Raw genomic sequence first — 19,304 nt, forward strand, 5'->3', positions numbered from 1 at the left:
ATATCGCCCGAACGCCTCCGCTGAGATCGTGTCCCCGCCACCAACTGACGTGTCATCCATTGTGTCGTCCCGTGACCATCCGACTGGCGAAAGGTGTACATGCCTGCGTCCCATCCCCGCCCCAGCTGGTACCCCACCCCAGTTGATTCAGCCAGGCCAGACAGTCGAGAGTCGGCGCTATCCAACCACAAACCTGTCGCGACTCAAGCGTACCTCTCGCTCTTGATTCAACCGCCCGGAACCGGTGTAGCCAGTGTCTGCCAGCCACACGACCACGTCACCGACCTGCGCGGCGGCTACCGCGACGGTCCAGCGAATTTGCGTTCGGAAGAAGTCTCGGGGGCATCGTCGGCGGTCCGCCGCAGGAAGCGGTCCGGCAGCGCCGGTGCTCGATCTGGTAGCAGAGGTTGCCGCTCATGAACGCCATGACTGGGCCCGCCCGCGGCTGTCGGCCTCATACCCCTGGTTCCAGGTCCGCTCCACCAGAGAGCCGACAAGCAGCTGACGCTCGGCGCACTCGGTCAAAATTCGCGGTAGCGCCGCTAGCGTCGCGCGCCACGAGCCGCGTGCCGATGTGCAGTCGGAGTCGTGCAGCAGGATGGTGCCCCCGGGGCGGAGTTCGCGGATCACTCGGCGTGCCACCGTGTCCGGCGTTGCGGTCCGCGTCCAGTCCTTCCCGCACGCGGTCCACAGCACGGGCGTCATTTCCAGGCGCCGGGCCGTGGTCAGCGCCGCGGCCGAGAGTATCCCGTAAGGCGGTCGGTAGTGCAGCGGTCTGCTACCAGTCGTCTCCACGATCAGGCCGTACGCGCGCGCGATGTCGTGGTACGTCGACACCGGCCCGCGCGCCAGCAGGCAGCGGTGACTCCAGCCGTGCAGCGCCACCTCGTGACCTTCCGCGACGATCCGCGCGCCGAGCGCAGGTGCCCGCTCGAGCATCGATCCGAGGAGGAAGAACGTCGCGTGCACGCGAGCGGTGGCCAGCGCGTCCAGGATGGCCGGTGTCGACGCGGGGTCCGGGCCGTCGTCGAAGGTCAATGCGACCGTGCCGGCGTCCGCGGATCCGGACAGGCGAGGGGTCAGGTGCTCGCGAACGGTGGAGATCGCCGTGACCGAGGGGAGCGCGTTCAGCATCACGGCACCGGTAGCGGCGATCATCGCCTGCGCGACAGCGGATTTCACGCGCTCGTTCGCCCGCGTCGCACGGCGTTTCGCGCTTCCCATTCGCTGCCCAGCATGTCCGCCAGTCCCAGCTGCGCGTGCCACCCCAGTTCCCGACCGATTCTGGCGATGTCGGCGATCACGCGGGGCGGGTCGCCGGGCCGCCGGTCGCCGACCTCGTATCGGAACCGCTCGCCGGTCACCGCGCGGGCGGCATCGAGAATTTCGAATACCGAGTACCCGCGCCCGGTGCCGACGTTGTACACCGAATTCCCCGTCCCACCGCACTCGAGCCGTTCGACAGCGCTGACGTGTGCGTTCGCGACATCGAGCACGTGCACGAAGTCGCGGACGCAGGATCCGTCCGGCGTCGGGTAGTCCGCACCGAAGACGACCGGCGGCTGGCCGGTCGAAATCGCTTGCAGCACATTGGGAATCAAGCCGGTCGCGTTTCGATCCCCGAGCCCCGGGCCGCCCGCCCCCGCGACGTTGAAATAGCGCAGTACGGTCGAGCTCAGCGCGCCGAACGCCGCGGCGGCGTCGGCGACGATCCACTCGCATGCGAGCTTGCTGCGCCCGTACGGGTTTATCGGGTGCGCCGGTGTCTGTTCGGGTACCGACCCGTTTCCGACCTGTGATCCGTATATCGCTGCGCTGGAGGAGAATACGAGATGTTCGACGCCGGTAGCGCGCATCGCGGCGAGCAAGGTGCGGGTTCCGCCGGTGTTCTGCTCGTAGTACTCGAGCGGGTGGGACATCGAATCCACTGCCGATTTCCGGCCGGCGAGGTGGGCGACTCCGGTGATTTCGTGGTTCCGCAGTGCGGCGGTCATGGCCGCGAAGTCGGTGACCGACGCCGCGACCGTCGCGACATCATCGGGTATCGCGGCGCGGCGACCGGTCGAGAAATCGTCGAGGACGACCACGGACCGGCCGGTCGCGCGGAGCGCGCGCACCACGTGCGATCCGATATAACCGCCACCACCGGTCACCAGCCAGCTCACCCTACCCTCCTCGGGGTCGGGCCGGTCTCCGCCTCGAGCCTGCGCGCGGCCGACGCGCGATCGCGGCCGAGACATGTCACACCGACGGATACCGCCAGCAACGCGAGGACGAAGGCGGCGCCCGCGCCGCCTCCGGGGATCTCGTCACCGAGCACGGTGACACCGAGCACGACGGGAACGAACGAGGACAGAAAGCTGGTGACCGGAAACGTGAGGACCGCGGCGCCCGCCTGCAGACCGCGCTGCAGCAGGCTGATCCCGAGCACCGAACATACCGCGAGCACATAGGGTGTCGGCGTGGCGAGCATCGTCCAGGGATGGTCTACCTCGAAGGTGAGTCCGACCTGGCGTGTCGCTACCGTTGCGATGCCGTAGGCGATTCCCGCAGCGGTGCCGAACCCGAGCGCCGCGACCCATGGTCGTGGGGTCCTGGCACCGAGGTCTCCCGCGACCGCCCCGGCCGCGGCGGCCGCTAGGCCGCCAACGAGGAACAGGAGCATCTGTGCGTTCGACGCGGGCGAACCGAGTGCCGATTCGTCGTTGAACGCATACGCCATCAGTCCGGTGCCGAGCACCATCGCGACGATCCCGTAGCGCCCCACCGCCGCCAGCCGTTCATCGAGACCGCGGCGGGCAATCACAACGAGAAACAGCATGTCCAGGGTCAGCAAGGGCGCGACCAGAGTCGCCGGCGCCACCGAGAACGCGTATGCCTCGGCCGCGAAACCGCCGATCTCACAAGCCAATCCGAACAGCCACAGCGGCCGCACGGCGAGCCGCGCCAGCAACAGCAGTCCCAGGCCGCCGCCGTGCGCGGTTCGCCGCGCCGCCGTGGCCTGGATCGCCGGCGCGCACCCGTACAACGCGGCGGCGACGACCACCGCCGGCAACCCGTAAGCCAGCGACTGATTCACGGCGCCGACGCCCGGCCGCCCAGCCCGACCCGGTCCAGTGTGGCGCCGAACGCCTCTTCCCACGCCTCGGGTTCGACGGCAATTCGAGTCGGCGGTGGTTCGACCCGCTCCAGACAAGCCAGAACGCAACGCCGGATCGCCTCCGGTTGCGCGGACGTCACCGCGGCAGCGCCGCGCACGAGCTCCTGATGGAGGTTGTCTCTACCGTGTCCGGGCACGACGTCGAGCAGGAGCAAGTCGCGGCCGATCACTCTCGCCTCAGCGCAGGTATCCCCCGACGAGGTGATGACGAGGTCGGCGGCGGACATCAGCACGGGGATCTCGTCGGTGAAACCGAAGGGGACGATCCGCTCCGTGCCAGCGGCCATCGACCGCAGCCGGGCTTCCAGTCCGGCATTGCGGCCCGCGACCACCAGCACGTGAACGCCTGCGCGCGCGATCAGGTCGGCCGCCTCGGCCAGCGGACCGACACCCCACGCCCCCGATATGAGCAGCACGCATTTCGCGTTTCGGGGCACACCCAGCGCGTCCCGCGCCTCGGCTTGCGGCGGCGCCGCGTAGAACTGCGGGCGTACCGGCGCCGGTACCACCGCGATCTCCGCGTCGGGTTCGAAGCGCCGGATGTAGCGGGCCGCCGGGGCCGAGGTGACCAGGTAGAGATCGGTGTTGGGATGCACCCACAACCGATGCGGGCAGGTGTCGGTGCAGAACACCGCATTCACCACATCGGGATGACGATCCTTGATCCGACTGGCCGCGGCGGCGCCGGTGGCGAACACCGACACCAGCAACTGCACCGGCCTGGCGCGCAGCCGCGCGTCCAGGGCGGGAACCAGGTAGCGGCAGGAGGCCGCGTCGATGAACCGGGCCAGCCGGCCTCCGGAGCGCAGTGGCCCGAAGTGGAAGGCGTCGTACAGGCCGGGCACGGCGAGCATGCCGCGAAACACCTTCTCGCCGAGTCCACCTCGACGGTTCCCCATCATCCGCATGCTGTCGACGGTGTCGGTCGTCCAGCCGCGCCGGCGCAGCGACACCGCGCACGCGTCGGCCATCACATCGTGTCCCATACCGAGCGAGCCGGACAGCAGCAGCGCGGAGGGAGTCGACATCGCTATCCGTTCCCGCGGGCCGCGGCCGTGTCCGGATGCTCCGCCAGATACCACTCGACGTATCGCCGGACGCCGTCCTGGAACGAGGTCGTGGGTCGCCACCCGATCAGCTTCTCGGCCAAGGCGTTCGATACGTCGATGCCCCGGAAATCACCCGGCCGCGCCGGAACATGCTCGATAGGGGTACCGGGGAAACGCGCCTGTACGGCCTCCGCCATATCGAGCACACTCACCCGCTCGCTGCCTTCGAGCGCGATCACCTGGTTCTCGGCAGCGTTGTCGAGCACCCGGGCATGCGCATCGGCGAGGTCCTCGACGAAAACGTAGTTCCGGAATTGTTTGCCGTCTCCGGCCACAGTCAGCGGCTCACCCGCGATGGCTTTGCGAACGAATCGGGCCAAAACGAGTTCGTCTCTCATGCCGGGCCCATACGGCACGCCGTAGCGCAAAATCGTGAACGGCACCTCGTAGGTCTCGGCGTAGCTGTGGATCAGCATCTCCGCGGCGATCTTCGTCGAGGTGTAGATGTGGCCGGCCTTGGCCGACGCCATCGGCGCCGCCTCCGTCAGCGGCCGCGTCCCACCCGAGACGTCGAAGGCGGCCCCGTACACCCACACGGTGCTGGCGAAGACAACTCGGCGCAGGCCGTGGACACGGGCCGCGTCCAGAATGTTGGCGGTGCCGTCCACGTTCAATCGCACCGTCCGCAGCGGATCACGATGCGCCACATCGACATTCGACATGCCGGCCAAATGGAAGATCACCTCGAGATCCGCCGAGGCGCCGACGACCGCGGACGAGTCGAGCACATCCAGCCGGCGGAATCGCGCCCGGGGGTCCGGACTCGATGGGGCGACCGTATCCAGGGCGTAGACGGTGTGTCCGGACTCGGCGAGCCGGCGAATCACGTGGGCTCCGATGAAGCCGGAACCGCCTGTCACTCCGATCCGCATATCTTGTTCAGCCTCCCATCAGTGTGTCACGGACCTCGCGAAGCGCCGCCAGCACATGATCGACCTCCGCATCGGTCATGTCCGAATGCAACGGCAGGCAGATGTGCCGGGCACAGATATCGTCGGCAACCTCGAGCCGGCGGCCGCCGAAGCGCTCGAACACCGGTTGCCGATGCAGCGGCGCCTCGTACACCTCACCGCTCAGCGCAACCTCGAACCGTTCCTTGACCGCCTTCTTGAACTGTGCCCGGTCGATGTCGTCGGTGGGCAACACGATGTACTTGTAATAGTTGCTGCGCGCTTCGGGAGCGATGACGAGCCGATCGAATCCGTCCATGGCGTCGATCGCCGCGTCGTAGCGGTGTGCCGCGGCCTGGCGCACCCGCAGAAATTCGGGAAGGTGACGCAGGTGAACCAGGCCGACCGCGGCGTGCAGTTCACTCATCCGCCAGGCATACCCCTCGCGGATGTGCACGTTTCCGAGGAAGCCGGCCTTGCCCTGGTCTCGGTAGATCACGGCTTCGTCGCGGATACGCTCGTCGGCGGTCACGATCATTCCGCCCTCGCCGCTGGTCAGCACCTTCGTCGGATAGAACGAGAAAGCACCCGCGACGCCGAAGGAGCCCGCGAACCGCCCACCGTAGCTACAGCCGTGGGCATGCGCCGCATCCTCGACGAGCACGATCCCCCGCTCGTCGCACAGCTCCCGCAGGGCCGGCGCGTCGGGCGAGACCAATCCGCCGATATGGACGAGCACGACGGCCGCCGTGTCGGGTCCGAGCGCCGCCTCCACGGTAGCGGGTGACAGCGCGAACGTATCGCGATCGACGTCGGCGAAGACCGGGTTGCCGCCCGCGCGCAGCACCGAAAATCCGGTGGCGGCGAAGGTATTCGCCGGCACGACGACGTCACGTCCGGCAACGCCGACGCTGCGCAGGATGATCTCCAGCGCGGCGGTTCCGCTGCTGACGGCGACCGCATAGGGGGCGCTGTGGGCGGCGGCGAAATCGGATTCGAACTCTCGTGTGTTGGGCCCGAGAGTGAGTGCCCCGGTGCTCAGCGCGGTGGTGACACGACGGGCGATTTCGTCTCGATCATCGTCGGTGAACAGGATTCGCGCGGCCGGAATCTGCATGCGAGCCTTTCCTCGTCAGCGAAATATCCATTTGTCGGCTACTGCGGACGGCGATCGGCCCCACTCGAAATGCGCCGCCGTACTGTCACTACAACCGGGCTACGCATGGACGCGGCAGGTCGAATACCCACCGGCTCCAGCCGCGGCACTATTCATTTCGACCAAGCAGGACGAATCTTACACGGACAGGCGCCGCTACCAGCGATTATTCGGTCCGATCCGTAACACGGTAAGCGTCCTCATCCTCACCTCGGAGCCTCTCACAGCTCACCTCTGAGCGATGCGTGTCGGCGGGGAGTGTCGGATTTCCAGTCTTTCTGTGGAATCTGAAATGTCAAGTTTGTGAGGGTTTCCGTGGCGGACCCGACGATCTGCAGGTGGATGGCGCCTGCTGCGCCGACCTCACGGGGCGATCCCGGCCGGACAGATGGATATACCGAAGTGTGGAGTCGGTGTGCCGCTGGCCAGCGAACGCGGCGATCGCGTGGACGTCCCATCCCATCCGCGCCAGATCCGTCAAGCACAAGTGCCGGGTCGTGTGCGTCGAGAACTGCGCGACCCCGGCGTCGACTGCGATGCGCCGCACCACTTTCGGCCACATCCACAGACTCAACGGCTCACCCCGAGGACGCCGTGATTCCGCCAGGAACAGAGGCGGGAGGCTCGGCCGCGCGGCGGGCGGGCGCCGATACAGCCGAACCCGGTCAGGCCGCGATCGACGTCGCGATAGGCCCTGGACGAGTGCCGTGATCCGGACCGACCCAACGCCTCGCAGGGGATGACCTACTTGTGACGTCCTTGTCGACTGGCGGACCCAGCCAGGTTCGAAGGTGCATGTCGCCGTCGTGATCTCCACCAGATCCGAATCCGTCGGCGAAATACTCTCTTTCGCACAGGCTTTCGCGATCGCGCTGGCCGGCTGCTCCCGCAGCGTGGAGTCGGGACCGGCCACCACACCCGCGGCCCCGATCTCGACGATCCAGCTCAGCCCCAGCGCTTGCGCCTTTCCTTGCTCATCACGACCACCGCGGCGCTCATCACGACCACCGAGGCCGCGCCGTCGGAGATCTGCGACGCCGACCCCGCGGTGATAGGGCCGTCCTCGGCGAGGCCGGACCTGGCTGGGCGTTCCGCGAAACGGGAGGACCTGCGGAAAACTCGAAAACCTCACGACCGAAATCCAATCCGACGATCCCGTACCGACGCGACGTGGCAAGTGAGCGAGGAATTCCACGGCTCGCCGTCGTCTGGTCGATCCAATGCCGAAGCGACCCGTTCGGCCTCGAGCCACACCATGTCCGACTCTGCAGGTGCACAGGTTCGGGAGCCAGACACGCCGGGATGAGCGGACGTGTCGGCCGGTGCAGGCGGTGCGCCTACCGTGGTCGCGTCGGGTTGTCTGCCCGGCGCCGCGCGTGAGCGCGGCCGGCCTGTCGATCAGCTCGATCAGCTTGTCCAGCAAGTTTCTTGCGCTGTCGCGGGGAGAAGCCGGCCTCGTGGCGGCACGACCGGATCGGTACGACACCCCAGGAGGTCGAAAATGCGTGATGCTCGTTGTGCCCGGCCCCTTGTGCCCACCGCCTTCCTCGCCGCCGCGGCCGCGGTGACAGTGTGGGCGCCGACGGCCTCAGCCGAGCCGCTCGGTCCGCTGCCGGTCTACACCTGCGACGTCGCGGAGCAAGGGTTCGGTGTGACGGAACTCGACGGAACCAGGGCCATCACGGGGCAGAACTGCCAGGCCGACCAGGGCACGCCCACCAGCGGGAAGGTCGAGGAAGCGACTCTCATCCAGCCCAGAGACAGCGACCTCGCCTACATCTGCAACGGCACGGTGTTCATCCACCAGAACATCATCAACGGCCAGCTGGACGTCAAGACCGATCGTTGCCGCATCCCCGGGCAGTGACGAATTCGAATACGTGCCTACAGATCTCGGCTTGTCCGGCGTCGCGAGCACAGACCGATCGAGACACCGCCAGCCGGCACGGACAGTGGTTACACCCTCGGTTCCGCGGCGTTGTAGGGGCGCAGCATGATCCGGGACATGTCGGAGACGAACTTGCGGCCTTTGGCGCCAGAGTCGTCGAAGGTGAAGGTCGTCGTCGCCGAGATAGCCCGCTCGGCACGCACCATATCGTTGATCTCCGCCTGCACGCGATCGAGCTCGTCGTCGCGCATCACCGACGGGGCGGCCGGAGGTTCACCTCTCACCATATGACGGCGATGCCCGTCGCGTTACCCGGCTACGGTCCTAGAAACAATCGTTCATTCGGCAGGCGGACTTCCGGCAACGAGCGGCCGACGGCGGAGCGAATGAGTTCGATTGCGCACCAACGCCTTCGCCGCCAATCGCGGATCAGGTTCTCGGCTGCGGCTATAGTGGCGCGGTAATCGAAAGCCATACCACGCAACCAGATACGGACGTGCACATCGCCACCATCCGGCAGCCACTGCTCGGTAGGTGTCGCCATCAGGCCGAGGCTGCCCAGGGCATTTTCTCCCACTGCCAGGATGAAGTCAGTGCCTCCAGCAGGGATCGCTTCAGCCAGCGAGTTTCCCGATCGTCCTTCCGGTGGGGACGCAAGCCGAAACCGATCATCCCCTCGAAACGCTCTCGGCTGGTACCGAATGCGACCAGCAAGTCACCCGAGCAGGCCCCTCCGAACGGAGCCCACCGGATGGCGAATTCGATCATCGGCGCGATGTCCAAGTCGACAACCCCGGCCACACAGAGAAACTCGAGCTGGCTGAGCGAGGACCGAACCCACTGCGCGTTGATATCTGCCGCCGTCGGCGGCTCCGTCCCCGCTTGGGAACGTGGTGCCCGTCTGGACGACGAGAGCGTTCTTCGACTGGGGCTATTCCTGGTTCGTTGCGGTTTCTGCAATTTCATGATGTGTTCCTAGAGTTTCGGCTGAGGAGCCTTCCGAAGCTACGATTTCAATCGCGGCGGCTGCAGCCGCCGCGTCCAGATATCGACCACGACCGACAATCGGATTCAGATCGTCGTCCAGGTCGTATCGCAGCGGAATCCCGGTCGGAATGTTCACTGCCATGATCCCGTCGTCCGAGAGCCGATCCACATGCTTGACCAGAGCTCGTAACGAATTGCTATGTGCCACAATAAGTGTCGTACTTCCAGGAGCGAGCCTCGGGACGATGGCGTGTTTCCAATACGGCAACAACCGTGTGAAGACATCGCGCAGTGACTCCGCGCGGGGTATCACCTTTCCAGTCGTGGCCGGACCGCTCGACCGTGTCGAGTTTTCGGTGAGCTCAGGTGGTCGCCCGTCATACGCCCGCCGCCAGCGAGCGAAACAATGGTTGCCGTACTCGGCGCGGATTTCCGCCTTGATCCGCCCTTGGAGGGCGCCATAGTGGCGCTCGTTCAACCGCCAACTGCGACGGACCGGAACCCACCGCGTGTTCAGCGCGTCGAGAACGAGGTCCGCGGTCAGCGTGGCGCGACTGAGAACGGACGTGTGCACGATGTCGGGCCGCAGATCCGCGTCCGCCAGCAATCGGGCGCATCGGCGAGCTTGGTCTCGGCCGTGCGGCGACAGTGGGACATCGATCCAGCCTGCGAATCGTCCCTCCGCGTTCCACACGCTCTGGCCGTGCCTCAGCAACACCAGCGTGCGAGACGCCCTCACCTACAGATCGCCTTGCGCGTGCAGTTTGTTGTATTGGTTCACCGCGGTGGCGATGCCAACGGGAGCGCCGACGACAGCGCCGCCGACGACCGCTCCGACACCGCCGATCGTGCCGGCTCCGATCAGGCATCCCAACGCGGCAGCGGGCAGCGACAATGTAGCGAGAGTGGTTGGTACCGCGGCCAGCCCACCGGTGACGGCACCGACGCCGCAGCCGATCGCGGCGCCTGTGACTCCGCCTGCCATGGCGCCGACACCGGTCGCCAGGCCGAAGTTCGTGGCAACAACTCCCACAGCCGCGTTGATGTCCGCCTCACGGTCGCGAGGCGCCGCCTCCCCCGCGGCCGCGACATCGGCCGACGGTCCCGCAGTCGGCGACGACGTATCGCGGGCCACAGCCAACGCCGGCGGCGCCGGCGCGGTGTTCGACGAACCCGGTAGCGTCCCTGGCATCATGGATCCGAATACGTTGTCCCCGTGAATATTCTGCATTTCGTAGCTACCGGCGTCGGTCGTCATGCTGCCGATAGCCGTTGTGATCCGGGCCGTCTGAGTAGAGGCGTTTCCGGTGTATCGAACCCCGGGCAGAATCTCCACGGTCACCGTGTTGTCAGCTTCTGCAGGCTGGGCGCTGGCAGTTCCGGTAGCAAGCGCGGCGATTGTCAGGCTGACCGCTGCGAAGCCCGTCGTTGTCACAGTGCGGTTCATTGCTTTCCTTTGATGGTTGAAATCAGTGGAGAGTGTTCGAAATGTATTGCAGCACTAGCCTGTTCGCCGTCACGCGACGCGGCCGGCGATGCCGTCGAGGCCGGGTACCGCTGGTATGCGGTCGAGCAACGTGTCGTCGTGTCCTGCGATGACGCGGCCAATGTCGCCGTCGGCGAGGTCCACCATCCGGTCGAAACCCTCGTAGACCATGGGCAGGTCGGTGAATACCGCTGTCGGCGCGTCACGGCAGAGGTTGTCCTGCAGGTGTGATGCGTCGCCCGCGAGCACGATCGGCCCATCAGCGGTATCGACCCGCACCACCTGCATGCCCGGGGTGTGCCCGCCCAGCCGATACACGGTGACTCCCGGGACGATCTCCTTACTGCCGTCGACGAATTGCACCCGTCCGGCATGGCTCAGCTGCACAAGCCGGACGACGTCCTCGGTCTCGACATACCGGCGCAATTCGTGGCGGTGGGCGTGGCGACCGGTCCAGAATTGCAACTCTTGATCTTGCACAACGATTTTGGCGGTCGTGAACGGCTCGAGATCGCCCGCATGGTCGTAATGCAGATGCGACAGAATGACGTAAGGCACTGTCGAGAGCTCGACGCCGAGGAGCTCGAGAGCCTCTGTGGGCGTCCGGAAGTAGTCGGGCCGATTGCGCTTGCGGGCGACCTCCGGGGTGTACCCGGCGTCGACGACGATATCGGCCCCTGGTGAGCGCAGGAGCCAGACGAAGTAGTCGATACCCAGCGAATCGTTGAGCGGTTCGGCGGCGGCGCCGTGGAAGAAGTCCGCCCGCCGGCCCCGCCGGTGCTGAGCGAATTTCACCGCGTACACCTCGTATGTCGGTGTGGTCATGCCCGTTCCGTTCCGGATCGGTCGATCGCGCGCACGACGGCGGTGTGATAGTTGTCTCCGTAGCCCATTTCGATCGCCGCCTGGAGCAGACCGCTCGCGAGCCGGGCGGCGGGGAGGTCGAGTCCGGCGGCGGTCGCGGCTTCCATCGCATAGATGAGGTCTTTGAGCATGTAGCGCGAGGAAAAGATCCCGAGGCCATGGTCGTCGGGCAGGATCGCCTTCATCCCGTGATGGCGGAGGGCGAAGCTGTCCGCCGAGCCGGCGGCGAAGGTTGAGAAGAGTCTGTCCGGGGCGACCAACCCCGATCGCCGCGCAACGCTGAAGGCTTCGGACAGGGCAACCACTGTTTCGAAGACAACCATGTTGTTGAGGACCTTGACCATCGCGCCCGCGCCCGTCGGACCGCAATGGGTGACTTCTGTCGCCATACAGCGCAGCAGTGGCTCCACCCGACGGAAGTCCTCCTCCGTGGGTGCACCGACCATGATGCTCAACGTTCCCTCGACCGCGGCCTGCCGTGTCCTGGCCACCGGAGCGTCTACGAACAGCACTCCTCGCGCAGCCAGTTCACGCCCCAGCTCTTGGGTAAGTTCTACCGGCGAGGTGCTGAGGTCGATGACTATCTGGCCGGGCCGCAGCTGCTCGGCTAGGCCGTCTGGCCCATTGACAACCGCCTCGACTTGCGGTCGTCCGGGCAGCGACAGAAGAATGACCTCCGATGATTCGGCGATGTCGCGAATTGCGTTCGCGGCGAGGGCGCCTCGTTGTACGAGCGCGGCGATCTTTGCAGAGTCGGTATCGAAGACAGTTACTTTCGCCCCGGATTTCGCGACGATGTTTGCGCATTCCGGGCCGCCCATCACCCCCAGTCCGATGAACCCGACGGTTCCGAAGCCGGTTCCGTTCATGAGTGCGCCCCGAGGGTCGAGTTGAGCTGTAGTTCGAATCGCATTGTCTTTCAATCCTTTTCTTCTGCGGGCGCGCCCGAATCCGGAATCACTGCTGATTCGTGCCGAGGTCGAAGGTGAAGACCTGGTCGTCGAATACCGAGTAGCTCTTGTAGTCCAAGAGGTCGTACAGACGCGTGCGCGTCTGCATTTCCGGCACCTTCGACTGCAGCGAGCCCTCGGCGGCCAGCGTGTCCAGCCCGCGCTCGGCGGCGCCCATGGCCAACCGCAACAGCGAAACCGGGTAGATCACCACATCGACGCCGACATTCGCGAGCTGCCGCACGGTGAACAGCTCGCTTTTGCCGAACTCGGTCATATTCGCCAAAATCGGCACATTCACTGCGGCCCTGATCGCAGCGAACTCCTCCAGGGAGCGCATCGCTTCCGGAAACAGGGCGTCGGCGCCGGCATCGACAAGTGCTTTTGCGCGGTCGATCGCAGCGGGCAGGTCAGCGACGCCCCGCATGTCGGTGCGGGCCATGATCAGGAAATTGGCGTCGCGGCGCGCCTGCACCGCGGCTTTGACGCGCCGGATCGCGGTGGTCTCGTCCACAACGTCTTTGCCGTCCAGGTGGCCGCAGCGTTTGGGGTTGACCTGATCCTCGATGTGCATCCCCGCCAGGCCCGCATCTTCGAGGATTTGCACGGTACGGGCTAGGTTCATCGGCTCACCGAATCCGGTGTCGGCGTCGATCAAGGTCGGCAGCGCTGTCATTCCTGCGATCTGGCCGCCTCGCTGAGCTACCTCGGTGACGCTGGTAAGTCCGATATCGGGAAATCCAAGGTCGGCACTCAACACCGCGCCGGAGACATAGACCCCTTCGAAACCCTTCTCTTCGATCAGCTTTGCGCTCAGTGGGTTGAACGCTCCCGGCATACGCAGAATGTCCGGCCCAGACAGGCGAGCGCGGAAGTCGGCCCGTTTCTGTGCGGCGCCAATGGTGGCGTAGAGCATCGGTATGGCCTCCTCAGCTCGCGCGTCCGAGCCGGCCACCGTCGATGACCAGCGTGTGACCGGTAATGAAGCTGGCCAGCGGGGAGGCCAGGAACACGATGGCTCCGACCACATCGGCCGGCTGTCCGATCCGCCCGAGTGGAGATTTGGCCGCGGTGGCCGTGCGCTGTTCGGGAGTGTCGAGCGTGCCCTTGACGAACGGTGTTTCGATCGTCGCCGGCGCGACGGCGTTCACTCGAACACCCAGAGGAGCGAGTTCGGTCGACGCCGCGGTGGTGAGTTGGCGGATACCGGCTTTCGTCATGGCGTACGCGGTGGCGGGCAGGCGGGCGGCCACGAATGCCGCGGTGGACGCGAGGTTGACGATGGCGCCGCCTTCTCCGGCGGTCATCTGCTTCGCGGCCTCCTGCAGACAGAAGAAGTTTCCACGCAGGTTCACCGCCAGGAGTTGATCGAAGCTGTCCTCGTCCTGTTCCAGTACAGATGTGTATTTGATCAACCCCGCGGTGTTGACCAGGATGTCGCAAGGCCGGTTGAGTGCATCGAACGCGGCGCGTACCTGGGCGACATCGGAGATGTCGAGGACCGCGGCGTGCGCACTGCCTCCCGCAGCGTTGATCTTGTCGACCACGTTTTGCGCGAGGGCCGGATCTCGATCCAGGACGGTGACGGTGGCGCCCAGTTCGGCCATAGCGATGGCTGTCGCGCTGCCTATTCCGCCGCCGCCACCGGTGATCACCGCGTGCTTTTCCGCGATATCGAAGGTCAGCATCGTCTTTCTCCTTCCGGCCGCCGTTGTGCGGGGGTGTTCATCGCAGCGTCGTGTTGTTGCGGAATAGGTTGGTGCACCGAGTCATTCATGTCGGCCGCCCAACAGTTCGAGCAGATCGGTCAGGCGCGAGGCGGCGTCGAGGGTGTCGACGGCCTGTTCCAGTGCTGCGACATGATGTGGGGGGTATACGGTTCCGGCGAGGAGACGGAATTTCGCGCGCACCTCGTCGACGGTCATCGGGTCCTTCGAGCTGCCGTGGGCGTGATCACGGGCAGCGTCCAGCATGGTGCCGTCACGGAGAACCACCCTCAGGCGTGTCTTGTGCCGGGCCGTGTCACCGAGCGCATCGATTTCCGGGTCTGCGACTACCTGGACACGACGCGTCAGCGCCACCAAAGTGGGGTCGGCGATGCGCTCCGGGGTGAACTGGTCGACGAATGCCTCTCCGTCGGTGAGTACCACCGCGGTGATGTATGGCAGATTCATCTGCGCGGTGGTCACGGTATCGGGATGGTAGGGCCAGCCCACGTGTTTGACGGTCGCGGTGGATACCGAGATCGTGACGCTCTCCACATCGTCGGCGTGGACCCCGCGCTGGTGGTACATCTCGCGCAAGCAGTCGATCGAGGGGTGGCAGCTACCGTTGGTGGAATAGGGCTTGAAGCCCACCGCGAGTGTCTCCCATCGGTCGCCGAGTCCGCTTGTCAGGAGCGTGGGATCGGCTCGGGGAGAGAAAGTAGACAGGTACCCGCCGTACTCGGCGCCGAACAGGTCGCGGATTCCGGTGTATCCGCGCTGTCCGAGCAGCGCCGCATACAGTCCGCTCTGCGCGGCTCGGCCCGCGTGGAAACGCTTCACCATGGATTCGTATTGGGCGGCCATCAGGCCGGCAGACTGCGAACCGGCCGCGCCCAAGGCGTCGGCCAGCTGGTCGGTGTCCAGGCCGAGTACGGAGCCGGCGGCGGCCGCGGCCCCGAGGGTGCCGTGGGTACCCGTCGGGTGCCAGCCGGCGAGCAAGTGCGCCGCACCCATGGTCGAGCCCACGCGTGCCGCCACTTCGTAGCCCAGGACCATCGCCGTCAGAAACTCCCGGCCTGTTGTCTCTTCGCGCAGTGCTGCCGCCGCGAGTGCTGCGGTGGCAACTACCGAGCCGGGATGCACGATCGAGCGCGGATGCAGGTCGTCGAGTTCGAAGGCGTGGACAGCGGTGCCGTTCGCAAGTGCCGCATCCGCAGGGCCCAGGCCGACATCGGAGCCCAGTACCAGGGCCTTACCCGCGCCCGACTCGGCCAGCATGTCACGCACGATCGATGCCTGCGGAGTGGTGGATCCGTACAACCCGCATCCGAGGGTGTCGAGCAGACACAGTTTGGCGTGGTCGACTACCTCTGCCGGGATATCGGCCGGCGCAGTGTTTGCGACGAAAGCCGCGAGAGAATCCGTCGAAGTCATGAGTCCACCTCCGGGCGTGCGTCCAGGTTGAATAGCCGTTCCGGGTTCTCGTGGGTCATCCGGTGCACAGCACCCTCCGGAACTCCCAGAGCGAGCATGGTGGCGATGAACATCCGCAGTACCTCCGGTGCCGGCGGGTTCCATGCTTCGATGGCGTCGCTGGCCATGACGCAGTGCTCCGGGCCCACGGCCTCGATGGCCTCGACGATGCGTTTCGGGTCCATTCGCTGGTGCATCGGCATGCAGCCGATGAAGACGTGTTCGATGGTGCCGCCGTGGCGCACCACTGTGCGCTGCTCGTCGATCGTCGCGCCGACAGAACCCGACAACGGGTGAGTGAGCAGCAGCCGAACGCCCTTGGCCTCGGTTTCCTCGGCCAGGATCAAGCTGGCTTGAATCGGGAGATGGCCGGTGGCCAGCACCATGTCGTAGTCCCTGCACAGCTCGACGATGCGCGCGACTTCGGGAAGCAATGTGCCGTCGGGCGCCAGAATCCCGAGATCGGGGACGAAATCCGGGTCGGTGGTCAGGGTGCGGATCCAGGGTTTCATCCGCTCCCTGAAGATGCTTGGCTTCGGTGGCTCCTGCCGTGCCGACCAGGTGGGCATCCACACGATGCGGCCGCCGGTCTGCGCGGCCAGTTCCACCGTCAACGGGTTCAGTCCGCCCGAGGACGGATTGCACGAGATCCCGCCGACGATGTCGAGGCCGGGCTCCAGCCCCCGCAGCATGTGCGCCACGTTGGTGGTCGGGAAGATGTGGGACTTCACGACGAAACCTCGCATACCGGCCGAGGCAGCCAGACGCGCCCACTCGACGTTGTCCACTCGCGGCGGCATACCGAGCGTGAACTCCGGATGCCCGTGTGCATGGGTGTCGAACGCTCCCTCGAGGAGCCGGTCCTCACGCTGCATCGTCGGCCCCCTCCACTGCGCACAGCGCGATCAGCTCCGTAGCCGTGCAGGTATCGCCGACGGCCTGGACGACCTTGCCCGCAGCGCCGTCCGGGAGCACCGGACCGGCCAGCCGCGCGAACTTGGCTTCCAGATCCGCGTCGGTCATCGGGTTGCCCAGCGAGCCCTTCGCGTCATCGATCTGTGCGACGACGGTGCCGCCGTCGCTACGGCCGGCCTCGAGTCGACACGAGACACCACGGGGGAGGCTCGGATCGGTCTCGATGCTGATCTTTTTCATGAAGGAAACGAGATCGGCGCGGTGGACTTGGTCGTCGGTGTACTGGGCGGGCAGGGCGGCACCGTCGATCAGCGCGACCGCCACCGAGTACGGCAAACTCACTTGGGCCTCGTGGTAGGTGGCCGGTGCGAAATTCCGGTGGTAGTCCGACCAGTCGGGGTGCCGGAACACCACCAGGTGCTCGATGTCCGCTGCGGATACGCCTCGGTCGCGAAGCCGCAGGGCCGCGTCGATGGCGTTGTGGATCGGGCGCGCAGCGGAGTAGGCCTTGTACTCGACCGCGACCGGGACGGTGGTGCCCAGATCCTCGAGCAGTACCTTCACGTCAATCCCGTCGGCGAACGCCTTACCGAATCCGCGTTCGCCCTCGAAAATCGTGTCCGCGCCGGTGAATCCGGCTTTCGCCAGCATGGCCGCGGTAATGCCGTTGCGTGCGGCCGGTCCGGGGTTGATGCGCTTCTGCATCGATGGCCCGTACATCTCCATCAGGCCCGAAGCCTGCGCACCGGCCAGCCCGAGCGCGTTGACGAGCTGGGTGTGATCCAAGCCCAGCAAGCGGGCTGCGGCGACCGTCGCACCGAAAACGCCGGTGGCCGGCGTGGTGTGGTAGCCGCGGTCACGCAGCGCAGGGTTGGTGGCCAGGCTCAGGCGGTTCATCATTTCGCAGCCACACAGCATCGCGGCCAGCAAGTCGCGTCCGGAGCTGTCGGTCCATTCCGCGACGGCGAGAGCAGCCGAGACGACGGGCGGCCCGTGGTGGAACAGCGCGAGGTCGTCGACATCGTCCATTTCGATGGAATGCTCGGAGACGGCGTTGGCGAAAGCGGCGTGTACGGCAGGCACCTTGTCGCCGTGCCCCAGGATGGTGGCCTGGGTCGCTCCCCCGAGCCCGGCCATGACCTCGCCGGCGATACGGCCGGATTCCGTGCGACTTCCCGACAGCGCGACACCGAGGTAATCCAGCAGAAGCCGGCGCATCTCGTGCATCGGCGCCTCCGGCAACGATTCGGCGGAGACGGTGGCAAAATGCACAGCGAGTTCGTCGGCAGCTGTCATTGAATTTCCCTTTCGTATAAACGATCCGGTCGCCTGACATCTATCAGTTAGGGTCGGCGCTCCGATTGCCGAGGATTGGTTGCTACTTCGGCATCGATTCAGACCGTATGCCGCCGAACCCGTTCGAATCCGTATCACGTTGAGACAGTGCTCGAACCAGGAGGAGTCAATCGAGGGATGAATAAAGCACAAAGGTGTTGTCCCACGGGTCCCGTACGACTGCACGTAGTTCGTGGGGTCCGGCTTCGGCCGATCGCACGACGACCCCACCTCGATCGAGGACTGCCTGCACGGTCGCACTCAGATCCGAGACTTTGAACGAGACCGCCGCCACGTCAGCAATATTTTCGTCCGGGCCGGCCAGGGCGAGCACGGTCGATACCGCGTTCAATGCCGCATAACGGTCACCGTCGGAAAATTTTACCGTCAGACCGAGGCATTCGCTGTAGAACCGCGTCGCTGCGGCGACATCGGTGACGGGGTGGAGAACATTGCCGATTTTCGTATCGTGGTCATTCATTCGGATGCTCCTTTTCGCCGGGTGTCAAGTGGGTCGCGAACGTGCCCGCCGGTCCCGGATAGGGTGGGAAGTGGTTGCGGACGCGGCTGTCGTGGCCGGGGATGACCTCGGCTCCCGTTCGTTTCGCGAGATCGCCGATCATTTCGTAGGCGCTCTTGACCTGCGATAGATCGGAGTGCGCGAAGAAGGGCCAGCCGTGGTGGATCTGCTCGTACAGGTGCGCGGCATCGGAGGTCAGAACGATCGGCCCGCTACTCCCCTGGACCAGCGTGATCAGTTGCCCCGCAGTATGGCCGCCGACAGGCTGGACGCTGATGCCCGGCCCGACTTCGGTTACTCCTTCGCCAACCAATTGCAGGCGCCCTTCGGAATGCGCTCGTTCGATCTCGTCGAGGTCCCGGGGCGCGGCGAAATGGTCCGCGAGCGCGACGCCGGATCGGCGAAGCGCAAACCAATGATTGTATTCCGCGCGTGCTGCAATCACCCGGGCGTGAGCAAAGAGGTTGAGAAATCCGATATGGTCGTAGTGGAAGTGCGACGCTATAACAGTCGAGACCCTCAGGGGATCGACATCCAAGACAGCGAGAGCTTCCGGCGGACTGATCGTTTGGGACTCGTCGAGCCAATCGCCCCGCGGGATGTCGTAACCTGTATCGAGCAGCAGCATTTCTTCGGCACGTCGGATCACCCAAAAATTGTAGTCGACTCGGATTTCCTGGTCCGGTTCCCCGTACGAGGCGAAGTCCGGAAAGGCTTGACTGAGCAGCGTCTTCCTCTCCCCGTACTTCACCTGTATCACGTCCCATTCGGGCATGACTGAGCGCGGCATTCTACACAGCCCCTTCGATAAAGAGAATTTACTTTCGACCTTCGATGGCGAACTCCGCGTCGGAGCCCCTTTTCG

22 protein-coding genes and 2 pseudogenes are annotated in these 19,304 nt (G+C 65.6%); 1 reads left to right on the forward strand and 23 read right to left on the reverse strand.

The window, feature by feature from the left end; translation table 11 throughout:
* Window positions 1–308: 308 nt before the first annotated feature.
* The 9 genes and pseudogenes from NMI01S_RS34910 to NMI01S_RS36550 form a co-directional block, all read right to left on the reverse strand.
* A pseudogene (locus tag NMI01S_RS34910) lies at window positions 309–442 on the reverse strand (acyl-CoA desaturase); the annotation flags it as partial.
* Window positions 415–1,224 carry a polysaccharide deacetylase family protein gene (locus tag NMI01S_RS17395; protein WP_369689913.1) on the reverse strand — a complete coding sequence of 270 codons (810 nt, stop codon included), beginning with the start codon at window positions 1,222–1,224 and terminating at the stop codon, window positions 415–417. The pseudogene NMI01S_RS34910 and the gene NMI01S_RS17395, both read right to left, overlap by 28 nt.
* The gene (gene galE / locus NMI01S_RS17400) at window positions 1,179–2,165 is read right to left on the reverse strand and encodes a UDP-glucose 4-epimerase GalE (protein WP_062998411.1); all 987 of its coding nucleotides are present in this window, start codon (window positions 2,163–2,165) and stop codon (window positions 1,179–1,181) included. Before galE ends, NMI01S_RS17395 begins: the two co-directional genes overlap by 46 nt.
* Complete coding sequence (locus NMI01S_RS17405; RefSeq protein ID WP_062998413.1) at window positions 2,162–3,079, reverse strand: DMT family transporter; 918 nt, start codon at window positions 3,077–3,079, stop codon at window positions 2,162–2,164. The genes galE and NMI01S_RS17405 overlap by 4 nt, the downstream gene beginning before the upstream one ends.
* Complete coding sequence (locus NMI01S_RS17410; RefSeq protein ID WP_062998415.1) at window positions 3,076–4,188, reverse strand: glycosyltransferase family protein; 1,113 nt, start codon at window positions 4,186–4,188, stop codon at window positions 3,076–3,078. Before NMI01S_RS17410 ends, NMI01S_RS17405 begins: the two co-directional genes overlap by 4 nt.
* 2 nt (window positions 4,189–4,190) lie before the next feature.
* Window positions 4,191–5,129, reverse strand: coding sequence for an NAD-dependent epimerase/dehydratase family protein (locus NMI01S_RS17415; RefSeq protein ID WP_218021037.1), 939 nt, complete (start codon window positions 5,127–5,129; stop codon window positions 4,191–4,193).
* 19 nt (window positions 5,130–5,148) lie between these two features.
* Window positions 5,149–6,276 (reverse strand): DegT/DnrJ/EryC1/StrS family aminotransferase, encoded by a 1,128-nt coding sequence (locus NMI01S_RS17420; RefSeq protein ID WP_062998418.1) that lies wholly within the window; start codon window positions 6,274–6,276, stop codon window positions 5,149–5,151.
* 334 nt (window positions 6,277–6,610) lie between these two features.
* Complete coding sequence (locus NMI01S_RS36545) at window positions 6,611–6,970, reverse strand: site-specific integrase (protein ID WP_439956276.1); 360 nt, start codon at window positions 6,968–6,970, stop codon at window positions 6,611–6,613.
* Window positions 6,971–6,991: 21 nt separating this feature from the next.
* Window positions 6,992–7,395, reverse strand: a pseudogene (locus NMI01S_RS36550) (acetyl-CoA C-acyltransferase); the annotation flags it as partial.
* 421 nt (window positions 7,396–7,816) lie between these two features.
* On the opposite strand from NMI01S_RS36550, the gene NMI01S_RS17425 reads away from it, so the two are divergent.
* A complete protein-coding gene (locus tag NMI01S_RS17425) occupies window positions 7,817–8,182 on the forward strand; it encodes a hypothetical protein (protein WP_157126223.1) in 366 nt (121 codons plus the stop codon).
* Between the two features lie 89 nt (window positions 8,183–8,271).
* Here the strand turns inward: NMI01S_RS17425 and NMI01S_RS17430 are convergent, their stop codons facing one another.
* The 14 genes from NMI01S_RS17430 to NMI01S_RS17490 all read right to left on the reverse strand — a co-directional run bounded on the left by NMI01S_RS17430 (window position 8,272) and on the right by NMI01S_RS17490 (window position 19,214).
* Entirely contained in the window at window positions 8,272–8,490 is a 219-nt protein-coding gene (locus tag NMI01S_RS17430; protein WP_157126224.1) for an SNIPE associated domain-containing protein, read from the reverse strand.
* Between the two features lie 29 nt (window positions 8,491–8,519).
* Window positions 8,520–8,747 (reverse strand): hypothetical protein, encoded by a 228-nt coding sequence (locus NMI01S_RS34915; RefSeq protein WP_157126225.1) that lies wholly within the window; start codon window positions 8,745–8,747, stop codon window positions 8,520–8,522.
* Window positions 8,747–9,169: a hypothetical protein gene (locus NMI01S_RS34920; protein ID WP_157126226.1), complete on the reverse strand. Its 423-nt coding sequence runs from the start codon at window positions 9,167–9,169 to the stop codon at window positions 8,747–8,749. Before NMI01S_RS34920 ends, NMI01S_RS34915 begins: the two co-directional genes overlap by 1 nt.
* Complete coding sequence (locus NMI01S_RS17440; protein WP_062998422.1) at window positions 9,135–9,929, reverse strand: 2,3-bisphosphoglycerate-dependent phosphoglycerate mutase; 795 nt, start codon at window positions 9,927–9,929, stop codon at window positions 9,135–9,137. The genes NMI01S_RS34920 and NMI01S_RS17440 overlap by 35 nt, the downstream gene beginning before the upstream one ends.
* Window positions 9,930–10,448 carry a hypothetical protein gene (locus NMI01S_RS17445; RefSeq protein WP_062998423.1) on the reverse strand — a complete coding sequence of 173 codons (519 nt, stop codon included), beginning with the start codon at window positions 10,446–10,448 and terminating at the stop codon, window positions 9,930–9,932.
* 258 nt (window positions 10,449–10,706) lie between these two features.
* On the reverse strand, window positions 10,707–11,501 hold the full coding sequence (locus NMI01S_RS17450; RefSeq protein WP_062998425.1) for an N-acyl homoserine lactonase family protein: 795 nt from the start codon (window positions 11,499–11,501) through the stop codon (window positions 10,707–10,709).
* Window positions 11,498–12,409, reverse strand: coding sequence for an NAD(P)-dependent oxidoreductase (locus tag NMI01S_RS17455; protein WP_062998427.1), 912 nt, complete (start codon window positions 12,407–12,409; stop codon window positions 11,498–11,500). Before NMI01S_RS17455 ends, NMI01S_RS17450 begins: the two co-directional genes overlap by 4 nt.
* A gap of 88 nt (window positions 12,410–12,497) precedes the next feature.
* Window positions 12,498–13,406: a methylisocitrate lyase gene (gene prpB / locus NMI01S_RS17460; protein ID WP_062998767.1), complete on the reverse strand. Its 909-nt coding sequence runs from the start codon at window positions 13,404–13,406 to the stop codon at window positions 12,498–12,500.
* A 13-nt stretch (window positions 13,407–13,419) separates the two neighbouring features.
* Entirely contained in the window at window positions 13,420–14,178 is a 759-nt protein-coding gene (locus NMI01S_RS17465) for an SDR family NAD(P)-dependent oxidoreductase (RefSeq protein WP_062998429.1), read from the reverse strand.
* Between the two features lie 81 nt (window positions 14,179–14,259).
* Window positions 14,260–15,630: an MmgE/PrpD family protein gene (locus tag NMI01S_RS17470; RefSeq protein ID WP_062998431.1), complete on the reverse strand. Its 1,371-nt coding sequence runs from the start codon at window positions 15,628–15,630 to the stop codon at window positions 14,260–14,262.
* Window positions 15,627–16,544, reverse strand: a complete 918-nt coding sequence (locus NMI01S_RS35340; RefSeq protein ID WP_062998433.1) for a DUF6282 family protein — start codon at window positions 16,542–16,544, stop codon at window positions 15,627–15,629. Before NMI01S_RS35340 ends, NMI01S_RS17470 begins: the two co-directional genes overlap by 4 nt.
* A complete protein-coding gene (locus NMI01S_RS17480; protein WP_157126227.1) occupies window positions 16,534–18,018 on the reverse strand; it encodes an MmgE/PrpD family protein in 1,485 nt (494 codons plus the stop codon). Before NMI01S_RS17480 ends, NMI01S_RS35340 begins: the two co-directional genes overlap by 11 nt.
* A 28-nt stretch (window positions 18,019–18,046) precedes the next feature.
* A complete protein-coding gene (locus tag NMI01S_RS17485) occupies window positions 18,047–18,400 on the reverse strand; it encodes a VOC family protein (protein WP_062998436.1) in 354 nt (117 codons plus the stop codon).
* A complete protein-coding gene (locus NMI01S_RS17490) occupies window positions 18,393–19,214 on the reverse strand; it encodes an N-acyl homoserine lactonase family protein (protein ID WP_062998438.1) in 822 nt (273 codons plus the stop codon). The genes NMI01S_RS17485 and NMI01S_RS17490 overlap by 8 nt, the downstream gene beginning before the upstream one ends.
* Window positions 19,215–19,304: the final 90 nt, after the last annotated feature.

It is taken from the genome of Nocardia mikamii NBRC 108933 (assembly GCF_001613505.1).
Taxonomy (GTDB): domain Bacteria; phylum Actinomycetota; class Actinomycetes; order Mycobacteriales; family Mycobacteriaceae; genus Nocardia; species Nocardia mikamii.